At 64.5% G+C, this 13,868-nt stretch carries 12 protein-coding genes; 2 read left to right on the top strand and 10 right to left on the bottom strand.

Features of this window, described 5'->3' with window-relative positions; genetic code table 11:
* Positions 1 to 10: 10 nt before the first annotated feature.
* Positions 11 to 3,490: a transglutaminase family protein gene (locus tag BG61_RS11305; protein ID WP_035938551.1), complete on the bottom strand. Its 3,480-nt coding sequence runs from the start codon at positions 3,488 to 3,490 to the stop codon at positions 11 to 13.
* 263 nt (positions 3,491 to 3,753) lie between these two features.
* On the opposite strand from BG61_RS11305, the gene BG61_RS11300 reads away from it, so the two are divergent.
* Together BG61_RS11300 and BG61_RS11295 are read left to right on the top strand one after the other, a co-directional pair.
* Positions 3,754 to 4,863: a zinc-binding metallopeptidase family protein gene (locus BG61_RS11300; protein WP_035938553.1), complete on the top strand. Its 1,110-nt coding sequence runs from the start codon at positions 3,754 to 3,756 to the stop codon at positions 4,861 to 4,863.
* Positions 4,864 to 4,963: 100 nt separating this feature from the next.
* Positions 4,964 to 5,767 (top strand): transglutaminase-like domain-containing protein, encoded by an 804-nt coding sequence (locus tag BG61_RS11295; protein WP_035938555.1) that lies wholly within the window; start codon positions 4,964 to 4,966, stop codon positions 5,765 to 5,767.
* A gap of 46 nt (positions 5,768 to 5,813) precedes the next feature.
* On the opposite strand, the gene BG61_RS11290 is transcribed toward BG61_RS11295, so the two are convergent.
* From BG61_RS11290 to BG61_RS40005, 9 genes are all read right to left on the bottom strand, one after another.
* Positions 5,814 to 6,854, bottom strand: a complete 1,041-nt coding sequence (locus tag BG61_RS11290) for an alpha-E domain-containing protein (RefSeq protein WP_035938557.1) — start codon at positions 6,852 to 6,854, stop codon at positions 5,814 to 5,816.
* A gap of 55 nt (positions 6,855 to 6,909) precedes the next feature.
* The gene (locus BG61_RS11285) at positions 6,910 to 8,382 is read right to left on the bottom strand and encodes a circularly permuted type 2 ATP-grasp protein (RefSeq protein ID WP_035938559.1); all 1,473 of its coding nucleotides are present in this window, start codon (positions 8,380 to 8,382) and stop codon (positions 6,910 to 6,912) included.
* A 925-nt stretch (positions 8,383 to 9,307) separates the two neighbouring features.
* Entirely contained in the window at positions 9,308 to 9,592 is a 285-nt protein-coding gene (locus tag BG61_RS11280) for a hypothetical protein (protein ID WP_035938560.1), read from the bottom strand.
* A 57-nt stretch (positions 9,593 to 9,649) separates the two neighbouring features.
* Complete coding sequence (locus tag BG61_RS11275) at positions 9,650 to 9,868, bottom strand: hypothetical protein (RefSeq protein WP_035938562.1); 219 nt, start codon at positions 9,866 to 9,868, stop codon at positions 9,650 to 9,652.
* Between the two features lie 70 nt (positions 9,869 to 9,938).
* Positions 9,939 to 10,211 (bottom strand): hypothetical protein, encoded by a 273-nt coding sequence (locus BG61_RS11270; RefSeq protein WP_035938564.1) that lies wholly within the window; start codon positions 10,209 to 10,211, stop codon positions 9,939 to 9,941.
* A gap of 478 nt (positions 10,212 to 10,689) precedes the next feature.
* A complete protein-coding gene (locus tag BG61_RS11265) occupies positions 10,690 to 10,893 on the bottom strand; it encodes a cold-shock protein (RefSeq protein ID WP_035938566.1) in 204 nt (67 codons plus the stop codon).
* Positions 10,894 to 11,387: 494 nt separating this feature from the next.
* Positions 11,388 to 11,657, bottom strand: coding sequence for a DUF1488 family protein (locus BG61_RS11260; RefSeq protein ID WP_035938567.1), 270 nt, complete (start codon positions 11,655 to 11,657; stop codon positions 11,388 to 11,390).
* Between the two features lie 677 nt (positions 11,658 to 12,334).
* Positions 12,335 to 13,144 (bottom strand): alpha/beta fold hydrolase, encoded by an 810-nt coding sequence (locus BG61_RS11255; protein WP_035938693.1) that lies wholly within the window; start codon positions 13,142 to 13,144, stop codon positions 12,335 to 12,337.
* Positions 13,145 to 13,297: 153 nt separating this feature from the next.
* Complete coding sequence (locus BG61_RS40005) at positions 13,298 to 13,444, bottom strand: DUF3563 family protein (RefSeq protein ID WP_129572294.1); 147 nt, start codon at positions 13,442 to 13,444, stop codon at positions 13,298 to 13,300.
* Between the last annotated feature and the right edge of the window lie 424 nt (positions 13,445 to 13,868).

Genomic DNA, 13,868 nt, shown 5'->3' with positions numbered 1-13,868 from the left:
GTTTAAGAATCTATTTCCTGCGGCGCAGGTCCAGCGTGAACGGAAACTCGAGGCTGCGCTGCGGGTCCTTCACGTCGACGCGCCCCGGCGTATGGCCGGTCTTGAAGAAACGCGCGCGACGCCGGCTCTCCGCCTCATAGGCGTTGACCGGAAAGGTCGCGTAGCTGCGCCCGCCCGGATGGGATACATGATACCGGCATCCACCGATCGACCGCTTGCTCCATGTATCGACGACGTCGAACGTGAGCGGCGCATCGACGCCGATCGACGGATGCAGCGCCGACGGCTGCGCCCACGCCCGAAAGCGCACCCCGGCGACGTGCTCGCTCGCGCGGCCGGTGGGCTGAAGCGGCAGCGGCACGCCGTTCACCGTCACCACGTAGCGGCTGTCGTTCAGGCCGAGCACATGCACTTCCAGCCGCTCCACCGACGAATCCACATAGCGCACCGTCCCGCCCGGCGCGTTTTCCTCGCCCATCACGTGCCACGGCTCGAGCGCGTTTCTCACCGTCAGTTCGATGCCGCTCGCCTGGATCGACCCGACGAGCGGGAAGCGGAACTCGAAATGCGGCGCGAACCATTCGGTATCGAACGCGAATCCGGCTTCGTTCAGGTCGGCGATCACGTCGTCGAAATCCATCCGGATGAACGTGCCGAGCAGGAACCGGTCGTGTAGTTCCGTGCCCCAGCGCGTGAGGCGCGTGGTGTACGGCTTCTCCCAGAAACGCGCGACGAGCGCGCGCAGCAGCAATTGCTGCACGAGGCTCATGCGCGCATGAGGCGGCATTTCGAAGCCGCGCAATTCCAGGAGGCCGAGGCGCCCGTTCGGGCCGTCGGGAGAATACAGCTTGTCGATGCAGAACTCGGCGCGGTGCGTGTTGCCTGTCACGTCGATCAGCAGGTTGCGCAGCGTGCGGTCGATCAGCCACGGCGGCAGTTGCGCGGAGTCGCGCCCGCCGAGCCGGTCGAGTTGCCGCTGCAGTTCGCTGAACGCGATCTCGACTTCGTACAACTGGTCGTTGCGCGCTTCGTCGATGCGCGGCGCCTGGCTCGTCGGCCCGAGAAAGAGGCCCGAGAACAGGTACGACAGCGACGGGTGGTTGATGAAGTAGCCGATCAGGCTCGCGAGCAGGTCGGGCCGCCGCAGGAACGGGCTGTCGCCGGGCGTCGCCCCGCCGAGCACGAAGTGATTGCCGCCGCCCGTGCCGGTGTGGCGCCCGTCGGTCATGAACTTCTCGGTGCTCAGATAGGTCTCGTGAGCCGACTGGTACAGATACTCGGTGTGATCGACGAGCTGGTCCCAGTTCGCCGCCGGATGGATGTTCACCTCGATCACGCCCGGGTCCGGCGTGACCTGCAGCATCTTCAGACGCGCGTCGCGAGGCGGCGGATAGCCTTCCACGATCACCTTCATCTGCAATTCGGCGGCGCTCGCCTCGACGGCGGCGATCAGGTCGAGGTAGTCGTCGAGTTCGGTGAGCGGCGGCATGAACACGTGCAGCAGGCTCTTGTCGCTGCCGAAGTTCTCGGCTTCGACTTTCGGCCCGGCCGCGCGGGCCGGATCGCGCGTCTCGACGCAAAGCGCCGTGCGGCGAATCCACGACGCGGACTCGCCCCGCGCCGGCAGACGCTGTGAGTGCGCCGCTGCCGAAGCCGGCCCGCGCGCCGCCGCGGCGCGCTGTGCGCCCTCGCCGGTGCCGTCCGCAGCCGCTCCCGGCGCGCCTTCCTCTGCCCCGGCATCACCCTGCCCGAGCCCGCCGCCCGCGTACTGCATCCGCAATTCCGCCGCCGAGCGCAACGGCACGGGCGGCGAGAACGGGTCATGGGGATGCTGGTACGGATAGTCGCCTTTATCGACCCACGGCAGCGATTCGAGCGGCAACCGGTAGCCCATCGGCGAGTCACCGGGAATCAGGTACATGCGGTCGTCGCGGAAGAACCACGGGCCGCTCACCCACCTCGGCGCCTGCATCGGCAGGTCGCGCTCGCGCGTGATCGGCAGCACATAGCCCGTCACGGTCGAGAGGCCCGCGTCGAACACGCGGCGCACGCGCACGCGCTCCATTTCGTCGTCGAGTTCCGACTCGAACGGGTCGACGTTGACGGGCAGCCGCCGCTCGCGCCACAGGTAGTAGAACGTGTCCTCGTAGCCCGGCTGGATATGCGCCGTATCGAGGCCGAGCTTCTTCGTCAGGTGCGTGAGGAAGCGCTCTGCGTCCGCCGGCGTGTAGTGGCCGGGATCGCGCTCGTCCGCGAAGCGGGCCGGATCGCTCCAGATCGGCTCGCCGTCGGCGCGCCAGAACAGCGACATCGCCCAGCGCGGCAGCTGCTCGCCCGGATACCACTTGCCCTGGCCGACATGCAGGAAACCGCCGACTCCATAGCGCGCGCGCAGCTTGTCCATCAGCGCCACCGCGTAGCCGCGCTTGGTCGGCCCGAGCGCGTCGGTGTTCCACTCCGCCGCGTCGCGGTCGCGCACCGCGACGAACGTCGGCTCGCCGCCCATCGTGAGACGCACGTCCATGTCGGCGAGACGGCTGTCCACCTGCGCCCCCATCGCCTGCACCCCGGCCCACACCTCTTCGGTGTACGGCTTGGTCACGCGCGGCGTCTCCAGCACGCGCTCTACCGACATGTGGTGCTCGAACGCGACCTCGCTCTCGTCGACGGCGCCCGAAATCGGCGCGGCGCTGCCCGGCTCGGGCGTGCACGCGACGGGAATGTGCCCCTCGCCGGCGAGCAGCCCGGACGTGGGATCGAGGCCGATCCAGCCCGCGCCCGGCAGGTAGACCTCGCACCACGCGTGCAGGTCGGTGAAGTCGACCTCGGTGCCGCTCGGGCCGTCGAGCGCCGGCTGGTCCGGCGTCAGCTGCACCAGGTAGCCCGAGACGAAACGCGCGGCGAGCCCCAGCTGCCGCAGGATCTGCACGAGCAGCCAGCTCGTGTCGCGGCACGAGCCGAGCGCCGTCTCGAGTGTTTCCTCGGGCGTCTGCACGCCGGGTTCCATGCGGATCACGTAGGCGATCTCGCGCTGCAGGCGCTGGTTCAGGTTCACCAGGAAGTCAGCGGTGCCCACCGGCGTCCGGTCGATGCTCGCGACGAACTGCGCGAGAAGCGGCGTCATCTCCGCCTTGACGAGATACGGCGCGAGTTCCGTGGCGAGATGCGCTTCATAGGTGAACGGGAACTTCTCGGCGTGCGGTTCGAGGAAGAAATCGAACGGGTTGTACACCGCCATTTCCACGACGAGATCGACTGTGATCTTCAGCTCGCGCGTCTTCTCGGGAAAGACGAGCCGCGCCTGGTAGTTCGCGAACGCATCCTGCTGCCAGTTGATGAAGTGATCGGCCGGCTCGACCCGCATCGAATACGACAGCACGGGCGTGCGGCAATGCGGTGCGGGACGCAGCCGCATGACCTGGGGTCCCAGTGCGACGCGGCGGTCGTAACGGTAGTGTGTGATGTGATTCAGCGCAACGCGGATAGACACACCTGGCTCCTGGACGAATGAGATCATTGAGACGATGCCGTTGCCGCCATCGCGGATTGTACGTCGGGTCAAGCGGCGGACCATCCGGGCACGGCACAAAGTCCGCCCCGCGCCCGCCCGACGGCCGGAAGCCCCGGCCTCGCTTACGTGAACCTGTCGGATGAACCCGTCTGCGCGACGCCGCACGACCCGCCAAGGGCGTGATTGGCACGTCGTTTGCTGACGGGTTCGGGTCTGTCCTTGTCTTTCTCCCACGGCCCACCATGAAAACGTTTCATTGCGATCGATGCGAACAGCACGTCTTCTTCGAAAACGTGAAATGCGAGTCCTGCGACGCCCTGCTCGGCTACGTCCACGAACTGGCGGAGGTATGCGCGTTCGAGCCCGCGGGCGAAGGCGTCTGGCGCAACCTGCATGCGTCGGCGAACGGCGCGCTCTACAAGCAGTGCAACAACTACGCGGTCGAGAACGTGTGCAACTGGATGCTCCCTGCCGATTCCGCCGACGTCCTCTGCCCCGCATGCAGCCTGAGCCACACGATTCCGAACCTGTCGCGCCCCGAGAACCGCGTGTACTGGTATCGCCTCGAAACAGCGAAGCGCCGGCTCCTTTACGCGCTCGCCGCGCTCGGGCTGCACGTGGACTCGCGCAAGGACGACCCCGAAACGGGCCTGCAGTTCGAGTTCATGGAGGACGGCGGCGTCGGCGAGAAGATCCTCACCGGACACGACAACGGCCTCATCACCATGAACATCGCGGAAGCGGACGACGCCCACCGCGAGCGGACCCGCGCGGAAATGGGCGAGCCGTACCGCACGCTGCTCGGGCATTTCCGGCACGAGATCGGCCACTATTACTTCGACCGGCTCGTCACCGGGACGAAGTGGGAGGAGCCGTTTCGCGAACTGTTCGGCGACGAGCGCGCCGACTACGCCACGGCGCTTCAGACGCACTACGAGGAAGGGCCGCCCGCCGACTGGGACAAGTCGTACGTGAGCGCCTACGCGACGACCCATCCGTGGGAAGACTGGGCGGAGACGTGGGCGCACTACCTTCATATCGTCGACACGATCGACACGGCCGCCGCCTGCGGGCTCGAACTGAACCCGGATGCGCGCAACGAGCCGACCCTCACCGACAGCACGCCGATCGAGAACGAGACCTTCGACAACCTGATGAAGCGCTGGTTTCCGCTGACCTATGCGCTGAACAGCCTGAACCGCAGCCTCGGACTTGCCGATGCCTACCCGTTCACGCTCGCGCCGAGGGTGATCGACAAGCTGCGTTTCGTTCATAAGGTGATCGCCAGTGCCGCCACGCCGGACGAACCGATGCCCAAGCAAACCAGCGAGCCCCCGGCGACGCGCCCCTGACGCGCGGCCGGCGCACAGGCGCCCGATGGCGGCAGTCGCGAACGGCCGTCCTTCCGGACTTCGCAATGTGGACGTTGTACACCCGGGAAAGGTCAAACCGATGAAACTCCGTGTTGGTTATGAACTCGTGTATCAGTGTGCGCAGCCCACGCCGATGCTGCTGATGCTCAACACGCACTTCTCGCGCGCGCGGGACGTGATCGTGCCGGAACACATCGACACCAATCCGTTCGTCCCGCTGCGGCAATACTGCGACTCGTTCGGCAATCTCTGCACGCGGCTCACCGCGCCGGCGGGCCAACTGGCGCTCTCGTCCGTCGCGGTGTTCGACGTGCCGCCCGGCCCCGAACTGCCCGAGCCCGACGGCTACCAGCATTCGATCGAGGAACTCCCCGACGAGTGCATGCAGTTCCTGCTCGGCAGCCGCTACTGTGAAACCGACCTCCTCTCCAACGACGCCTGGCGCATGTTCGGCCACGCCCCGCTCGGGCGCGCGCGCGTGAACGCGATCTGCGACTTCGTGCACCGGCACATCCGCTTCGACTACAACTGCGCGCGCCCGACCAAGACCGCCTGCGAGACCTACCGTGAAGGCGCGGGTGTATGCCGCGACTACGCGCATCTCGGGGTCGCGCTATGCCGCGCGATGAACATCCCGGCGCGCTACTGCACGGGCTATATCAGCGACGTCGGCCTGCCTCCGCCCTATGCGCCGATGGACTTCTGCGCCTGGTTCGAGGCGTACCTCGGCAATACGTGGCAGACCTTCGACCCGCGCAACAACGCGCCGCGAACCGGACGCATCCTGATGGCGCGCGGGCGAGATGCCGCCGACGTCGCGATCAGCAACACGTTCGGCACGTCGATCCTGACCCGTTTCCGGGTGGTGTGCGAGCCGCAGTGAGCGTCACACGCCTTCATCGCGAATACGGACCGGCAACCGGTGCGCTCTAGCGGACCGCAACGCCGGCCGTCTGCGTCTGGCTCTCGCCCGATTGCGTCTGCGTCTGGCTCTCGCCGGACTGCGTCTGCGTGGCCGGCTTCGGCGGCGCGAGCGGCACGAGGAAGTCGCGGCTGATGCGGCTCGCCAGGTCGTTCACGCGCGCAAGGAAATCGACGAGGTATGCGTGCAGCCCCCCCTTCAGGATGTTCTGGATGCGGCCGTCGCGCAGTTCGGCGGACAGTTGCGCGGCGAGCCGCGCCGTTTCGCTGGCGCGCCCGTACGCCACGCGGCCGATCAGTTGCTCCACCTCCGCGATGCTCGCCGCGAGCGAGCGCGGCCAGTCACCGTACAGGATCAGGAGGCCTGCAACGCGCTCCGGCGTGATGACGTCGCGATAGACCTTGCGGTATACCTCGAAGCCCGACACGGAGCGCAGCACGGCGGTCCAGTGGTAGTAGTCGAACGGCTGGGCGGAAGTGTCGGCGCGCTGCTCGAGCATCTCGAACTTCACGTCGAGGATGCGCGCGGTGTTGTCGGCGCGCTCGATGAACGTGCCGAGGCGCATGAACCAGAACGCGTCGTCCTTCACGAGCGTGCCAAGCTGCACGCCGCGCGACAGGTGCGAGCGGAACTTGACCCACTCGAAGAATTCGTACGGGTCGCGCTCCAGGATGCCGCCGGCGAGCAGGCGCTGGCATTCGAGCCAGGTCGTATTGAGGCTTTCCCACAGCTCGCTGTTCGTCGAGCTGCGCACGGCGCGCGTGTTCTCGCGAGCGGCGCGCAGGCAATTCACGATCGATGACGGATTCGACGCATCACGCGCCATGAAATCGATCACGTCGCGGCTTTTCATGCCCTGATGCCCGGCCGCATAGACGCCGGAGAGCTCGGAGATCGACAGCATCGCGCGCCAGCCGAGTTCCGCGTATTCGTCGGATTGCGGCAGCAGCGATAACTGGTAGTTCGCGTCGAGCATCCGGGCTGTGTTTTCGGCGCGCTCGGTGTAGCGCGCCATCCAGAAGAGATGATCCGCGGTACGGCTCAGCATGGGTGCTCCCGGTTCTTGTTGCTTCTAGTTGCTTTTAGTCGATGTGCGGCGGGCTTCAGCGCTCGAGCACCCAGGTGTCCTTCGTGCCGCCTCCCTGCGACGAATTCACCACAAGCGAGCCTTCGCGCAGCGCGACGCGCGTGAGGCCGCCCGGCACCATGCGGACATCATGGCCCGACAGCACGAACGGACGCAAGTCGATGTGGCGCGGCGCAATGCCGGCTTCGACGTAGGTCGGACACGTGGAGAGCGCGAGCGTCGGCTGTGCGATGTACTTGTCCGGGTTGGCGACGAGCGCCGCGCGAAACGCCTCGATCTCGGCCGCGCTCGACGCCGGACCGACCAGCATGCCGTAGCCGCCCGCCCCGTGCGTCTCCTTGACGACGAGTTCAGGCAGATGATCGAGCACGTGCTTCAGGTCGTCGGCCTTGCGGCACATCCAGGTCGGCACGTTCTTGAGGATCGGCTCCTCGCCGAGGTAGAACCGGATCATGTCGGGAACGTACGGGTAGATCGACTTGTCGTCGGCAATGCCGGTGCCGACCGCGTTGCAGAGCGACACGTTGCCCGCGCGATACGCCGAAATCAGGCCCGGCACGCCGAGCGTCGAATCCGGGCGGAACACGAGCGGGTCGAGAAAGTCGTCGTCGAGGCGGCGATAGATCACATCCACGCGCTGCGGCCCCTGCGTGGTGCGCATGTATACGTAGTCGTTCTCGACGAAGAGGTCTTGCCCCTCCACGAGCTCCACGCCCATCTGTTGCGCGAGAAACGCATGCTCGAAGTACGCGGAGTTGTACATGCCCGGCGTGAGCACGACGATGCCCGGATTGTCGGAACCTTCGGGTGCTGCTGCGCGCAGCGCGTCGAGCAGCAGGTCCGGATAGTGCGCGACGGGCGCCACGCGGTTGCGCGAAAAGAGATCGGGGAAGAGCCGCATCATCATCTTGCGGTTCTCGAGCATGTACGACACGCCGGAGGGCACGCGCAGGTTGTCCTCCAGCACGTAGAACTCGCCCTGCCCCGCCCGCACGATATCGATGCCCGCGATGTGCGCGTAGATGTCGCGCACCACCTTCACGCCGTTCATCTCGGGCCGGTACTGTGCGTTGTCGAGGATCTGCTCGGCCGGGATGATGCCCGCGCGGATAATCTCCTGCCTGTGGTAGACGTCGTGGATGAAGCGGTTCAGCGCGTTCACCCGCTGCCGCAGCCCGCGCTCGAGCGCGGCCCATTCGACGGCGGGAAAGATGCGCGGGATCACGTCGAAGGGAATGGTCCGCTCCGGATCGACGCCCGGCTCGTCCTTCGCGCCATACACCGCGAAGGTGATCCCGACGCGCCGGAAGTTCAGGTCCGCCTCCGCGCGCTTGTTGCGGATCTGCTGGTCGCTCTGCGCGCTCAGCCAGTCGATGAACTCGCGATAATGCGTGCGCGGAGCGCCCGTACCGCGAAACGCCGCCGCCGATACGCCGGCTGCCTGCAGATCGCAGCGCTCGAACATTTCGTTGAAGAAAGCTTGCGTCATTAACCGGTCGTCCATGTGAAGTGCATCCCGGGCTGGCGGCCCGTCTTACTTTTGGTTGCACTCGCAATCGCCTCCCGGGTCACACCACCCGATTGCTCTCGCCGCGGCGGCGCACCGGCCGCGTTCCTTCCCGCGTCCTGGCGGCAAGCACCATCGCCCGATCCCCGAGGCCCTCATCACGCGCATGCGCCGTGGCCTGTTTCCCGCCATCTGGCAATTTCAAGCGTGCGATGCAAGTGCCGCGGCGCCACTCCTGGCGTGCGGCAACCAAATGCCATCGCAGCTTACGCAGCTTTCATGCCAATTCTATTTCGTGGCGTTGCGCGCCTCCATCATACGAACAATGCGTCCGCGCAGCGGGCGTAAGCGGCCGATTGACCCAAAGAGGCGCAACAGTGCGGGTGCGGCGAACGGCATGACGCCGAGACGTTTTGGCGCGAGCGCACCAATTCGGGGCGCGAACGCGCGTTCTGCGCGAGTCCGGCGTGCATGCACCGAATAATCGGACATCCATCGAATGGTCACCCGCAAACTTCGTGTGGGGATTGGCATTCTCTTCGCTATCCGCGTTCGGCAGAGCAGCCAGGTCTGTCCGGTCTGCGCATGTAGCGATGTCCGCTGAAGCGCGGATGGCATGTCCGCTCGCAAAATGACCCTACCAGCGGATCAGTTTCAATCACCGACCCGGTGATCCAGCCCGCAGCGTCGATATAGGTGAGAAATAGAGGTCAAGTCACCAGCCGGTGACGTCGGCATCAGAGACCGCTTGCAGCGCCCCGATCGCAAGGCTCATGTGCAGACGCGGTAGTGCCGGGTACTTTGGCCCGCGGTGTTCCGCGGCCAGTGTTCGCTGGCCGGGCTGCCGCTTCAATGCACTGCCGACTTCGTCAACCGATACCCGGTCTCTCCGCCATCGATCGCTTCATTAGATGGCGATGGATTCACCGTCGATCTGGCCATCAATCAAACGCTCTGCGTAACGCGCCGACGCAAGGCGCGCCTCGCCCGCTCCGCTAAATGGAACCCGTGCGGGGACACGAAAAATGCGGCTTGCCGCCGCTGCCGCGTCTTTTCCAGGCCGGGATATCCTGACCGACGCATCGAAGCCTTCGTCATAGTGGATGGTGCCGCCAGGGCTGCGAGGCGTGTGCGGGTAGACCAGCGGATAAATCTCAAGCCCCCGATAGCTCCGCGGGGTTTCGTCGTTCATGGTCGTGTCCTTCGTAAGGCCGTTTCGGAATTGCCATCGTGTCGCGACATCAATTGCTTACCTCGAATGCATCACGCCGGCGCCTGCACCCATTGATCGTCCCGGATGCGCTGTCCATCGCATCGGCACCGTTCTCTGCAATCCATACGCGCCGGCCGCGTCGTCAGGCAGGCCACGCATTCCATCGTCGGTCGCGGCGTCTGCGGCATAGCGCTGATTCTTGCGCTCAGCGAGCTCGCCCTGGCTCACCTCGCCATCGATGATGTCGATTATCATTTTCCTGCTCCAGTTTAGAGGCGGGTTTTTCCCGCCTGACTGCGGTAAGCAGCGCGCGACGGGCGCGGCGTTACAAACCGCGAGCCTGAACCTTGCCGTCGACGATGTCCTTCCCATACTGCATCGCCAGATCGAGTGCCTCGGCGGCGCTGACGGGATTGTCATTGCCGAACTGTGTGCGATAGCGTCTCGGGAGAGCACAGCCCGAGGGAATCGAGTCGATTTGGACGACAGAGGTGAACTGCTTCGGGCCCGTTGCGAACGGATTCTCCGGCGCTGGGAAGACCTGCACAGAAGAGCCACGGAGTTCGTGCCCGCGATATTGCAAAGTGCAGGTTGTCATCGTCCGCTCCTAAGCGCGGCGTCGACCGTCATGGAAATCAGAATGTCGATGCAATTCGGCGGTCAGGTGCATCGGACCTCTCCACAGTGCGCTGAATGGCTCAGGTAAGCAAGCTATATTCCCGGGGGCTTGGATTTAGCATTCGTGCTTACTCTACAACTTTGACTGACCCTCGCCGTCCCGGTTGGCGCAGTAGCGCAAGCTTTGCACCGGCCTTGAGTTTGCCGCCTTCGAACCATTTGCAGAACGGCGCGTCTGCCGCTTCGAGTAGCGTCGAGAAATGCCTTTTTCACGATACCGTCTCGCGTGCCAGGCGCCCTTCATAACAGCGCTAGCCCTCTGCGGCCCGTCCATTCCAGTGATCCTCCGCCTTGACCACCAGACCGGCGGACGGAGGAAAGATTAGTCCTTCGTGGACAATCGAAAAAAATGCCCGCATCAGCGGGCCAGAACTTTTGCAACTCGCGTGCCGCGTAGCTTAAAGCGGCTGGATATTCGATGCCTGCAGTCCCTTCGGTCCGCTTCTCGCCTCGAAACTCACCTTCTGGTTCTCTTGCAGCGACTTGAATCCTTCTGCGCGAATCTCCGAGAAATGGGCGAACAGGTCATCGCCCCCTTCGTCGGGCGTGATAAAACCGAATCCCTTCGCATCGTTGAACCACTTGACCGTACCTGTTGCCATTATCGTTCCCGTAAGTGTGTTGTATCGCATCGCATGTTCCGTTCTTAACGGGCGACCGGGATGCGATGCGCTCGGCCGACCAACGCAGGTAATGCATACAGCGAAGCCGGTCACGGAAACAGCAGTGCGTTTCGGGCAATCCATCGCGGCTTCTTGTCGGGTGCCTGTATCAGCACGATTGTGCCGGTGCTCGACGCATTGATGAGCGTGTTGCGGCGTGAGCAACGCCTACAAACAAAATAGCAACCAAAGCTGTCGACTGCGGGCTCGGCATCGGAATCCAGAACCTTCGCTTCGCATCGTATGCAAGTCCACATGACATCCCCAGTCGATTTTCCAAAGCTTAGTATGGGCCCGCTTCGACCTCTCATCCAACTCTTTCGGAAAACGATCGGCGCCTCGCCATGCCCTGGAATCGTGCAAGCAGCGGGCGAACCGAACCAGCCGCCGACGATGCGCATGCCCCGAATACCCAGTATCCCCGGTTTGCGACCTTAAACGTGAATCGCATATCTGTTCTGGGGGCCGCCGGTATAAGCGCTCTTGGCCAGCCCCAGAATTCGCTCGCGGTTTCGGTCGAACGTCGCGAGCAGCGCGGTTTCGCCCGCCCCCATATCGGGGTTCAGCTTCGTCAGCGACTCGTCGTCGACCAGAAAAGAAATCTCGCGCGAATTGTCGTAGCCCCAGAAACACACGCAATGTCTCGCGGAGTCATAGCTGCGGCTCGGGTTGGGAAAGCTGAGTGTCTCGGTGCTTTTTCTCATCTAGGTGCCCGGACAAACATAACGCCACTTGCTCGCGTTAACATCAAGGCGAGCGTCGCTGTCGAGCCGCTTCTGAGCGCGCTCACTGTCTGCTCGCTCCAGTGCAGAAGCACGCGCCTTCTGAGCAACAGCGAACTCGCTTTGCCTGACAGGCACGGATGAGGACACTTTAGTTTGCGATGACATACTGCTCCAATCCAAGAGGGAAAAATATGGCGACACCGATGCAACGCTCCTGAAGGCGCGTCGCTCTTGCGTCCTTGACTGCGACGTCGAGCATGACGATCTCAGGGCCGTGGCCCGAGGCCGGATCGAAAGAGTTCGGATCAACGCCCGGACGTTCGGGAGGCGAACTGCCAACAGATAAAGCGCTCGGTATAGACGCGCCCGCAGCTTGCAGCCGCGAAGATCGGTAACGAATTGATGTGGTGTGGTGCGCTGCGCCGTCAGCCTGACTGATCGACAAACCGCGGCAAACCAATGTAGAACGCATAGGCGACCACACCGGACCCTATGAGAATGCGCTCTATACGGTCCAGATGCAAGCTCAATCTCGAACGTCCGTTCGCGCGATGTCACCCGACGAGGCCAATTCGATGCGCTGCTCAAGCGAATGAAAGGACTTCCCCGCCCCGTGGCCGCGGCGCAAGCCGCGAGGCGGCATCACAGTGCGATGTTCAAGCCGTCGCATCCGCCTCGGCGATATGCCGCACGATGATCGCGTTGACGTCGTCGGCGTGCGTGACCGGCCCCATGTGTCCCGCACCTTCGACGATCGCAAGACGCGCCGCTGGCAGCAGCATCGGCAGCCGCTCGGCGATCGCGCGCGTTGGGACAGGTGCGTGCTGGCCGCGCATGATCAGCGCCGGCACACGCAGGCTCGTGTACGCGCTTGCGGGCGTGCGTTCGTCAAGCAATGCGCTGAAGTCGAGCGGCGCCTTCGGCGCCCAGCGCGTGAGCGCGGCCTGCACCGAGGGTCGCAGCGCGTCCCACGCGCCCCGGCCGCCCCAGTAATCAACGAACGAAGCCGCCGCGCCCCGGTAGTCGCCACGGCTCACGCCGTCGGCGGTGCGCTTCGAGATCGCCATGATCTCCGCAAGCGCGTGCGCTCCGTGCGCGCCCATCACCTTCAACAGATGAAACGCCGAGGGCTCGTAAAGCGTCAGGCTCGCAATGCGCTCCGGCCGTTCGACGGCCGCGCGCAACGCCACGCCACCGCCGTACGAGTGGCCGACGAGATGCACCTTGCCGCGCGAGGCGTCGATGATGCCGATGGTCCTTGCGGCCTCGTCGGCGAGCGTGAATGCGCGCTCGCCGCTCCACGGGCCCGTGCTGTCGCAACCGTAGTGCTCGGGCACGACGAACGCGTGGCGTGAGCCAAGCGCCTCGCCGAGCTTGCGCCATTGAGCCGCCCCCGAGCCAGAGCAATGCAATGCGATCACCGACGTTGCCGATGCGAAGGTTTGCGATGCGATAGTGCTGTTCATGTCGTTCATGGAACTCAGGAGTTTGGTGCGCGGATGCCGGACCGGGGAAGTCTCCACTATCGGCTCGGCGCGGGTAGCTGGCTATGACCGGAACGCCGGCGCGCATGCCCAGGCGTCCGGACTGATCGATCGAAGGCGCGTTGGCTTGTCACCTCAGCGATCGATCTCCATCGAATACATGCGGCGTTCGAGGTCGCCCATGTCGACGGCGGACGCGAGGTACGCGTCGCGACGGCTGTATTCAGCACGATCGAGCGCCTTTCGCAATAACGGGTACAGATAGATGAGCAAGATGAACACGACGTCCTCCGGTCGGCGACCTGGTCGATTGCGTATCGGGCCGAACGGGGCGCGACACATGGCTTCCAGGCGTGCATCCGGTGCGACGCATCCGATTTCGATGGATGGGCGGGTCGTGCTACGGCTGGGACGCGGTATAGAGCAGAGTCCATGCCATATCGCGCGAAGCCTTGTCTGGCTTGAGCTTCAGCGATTGTGAACGATGCGCAGCGAGCGAAGTGTCGTCGTCTGGCCGACAAATTTTCGAATGAAAGTTGGGCTGCGCCAAACAGGTCTTCAGCACGGTGTCGCGCTGAGCGCCACGTCTCGGAAAGGGAGTATTCGCCAGCGCCATCGTCTGACGATTCGGCCGAAGCGCGCGTTCGCGATGGACCGCTTCATGGGCCACCATCGGAAAGCGTGTTGACTAGCTAAAGGCGATCAA

It is taken from the genome of Caballeronia glathei, from assembly GCF_000698595.1.
Lineage (GTDB): Bacteria > Pseudomonadota > Gammaproteobacteria > Burkholderiales > Burkholderiaceae > Caballeronia > Caballeronia glathei.
This window is presented reverse-complemented; position numbering and strand designations above follow the sequence as displayed.

Bases quoted from the DNA above. Each gene is read 5' to 3' on its own strand.
- BG61_RS11300 (WP_035938553.1), top strand. From the start codon at position 3,754: ATGAAAACGTTTCATTGCGATCGATGCGAACAGCACGTCTTCTTCGAA.
- BG61_RS11295 (WP_035938555.1), top strand. From the start codon at position 4,964: ATGAAACTCCGTGTTGGTTATGAACTCGTGTATCAGTGTGCGCAGCCC.
- BG61_RS11290 (WP_035938557.1), bottom strand. From the start codon at position 6,854: ATGCTGAGCCGTACCGCGGATCATCTCTTCTGGATGGCGCGCTACACC.
- BG61_RS11285 (WP_035938559.1), bottom strand. From the start codon at position 8,382: ATGACGCAAGCTTTCTTCAACGAAATGTTCGAGCGCTGCGATCTGCAG.
- BG61_RS11280 (WP_035938560.1), bottom strand. From the start codon at position 9,592: ATGAACGACGAAACCCCGCGGAGCTATCGGGGGCTTGAGATTTATCCG.
- BG61_RS11275 (WP_035938562.1), bottom strand. From the start codon at position 9,868: ATGATAATCGACATCATCGATGGCGAGGTGAGCCAGGGCGAGCTCGCT.
- BG61_RS11270 (WP_035938564.1), bottom strand. From the start codon at position 10,211: ATGACAACCTGCACTTTGCAATATCGCGGGCACGAACTCCGTGGCTCT.
- BG61_RS11265 (WP_035938566.1), bottom strand. From the start codon at position 10,893: ATGGCAACAGGTACGGTCAAGTGGTTCAACGATGCGAAGGGATTCGGT.
- BG61_RS11260 (WP_035938567.1), bottom strand. From the start codon at position 11,657: ATGAGAAAAAGCACCGAGACACTCAGCTTTCCCAACCCGAGCCGCAGC.
- BG61_RS11255 (WP_035938693.1), bottom strand. From the start codon at position 13,144: ATGAACAGCACTATCGCATCGCAAACCTTCGCATCGGCAACGTCGGTG.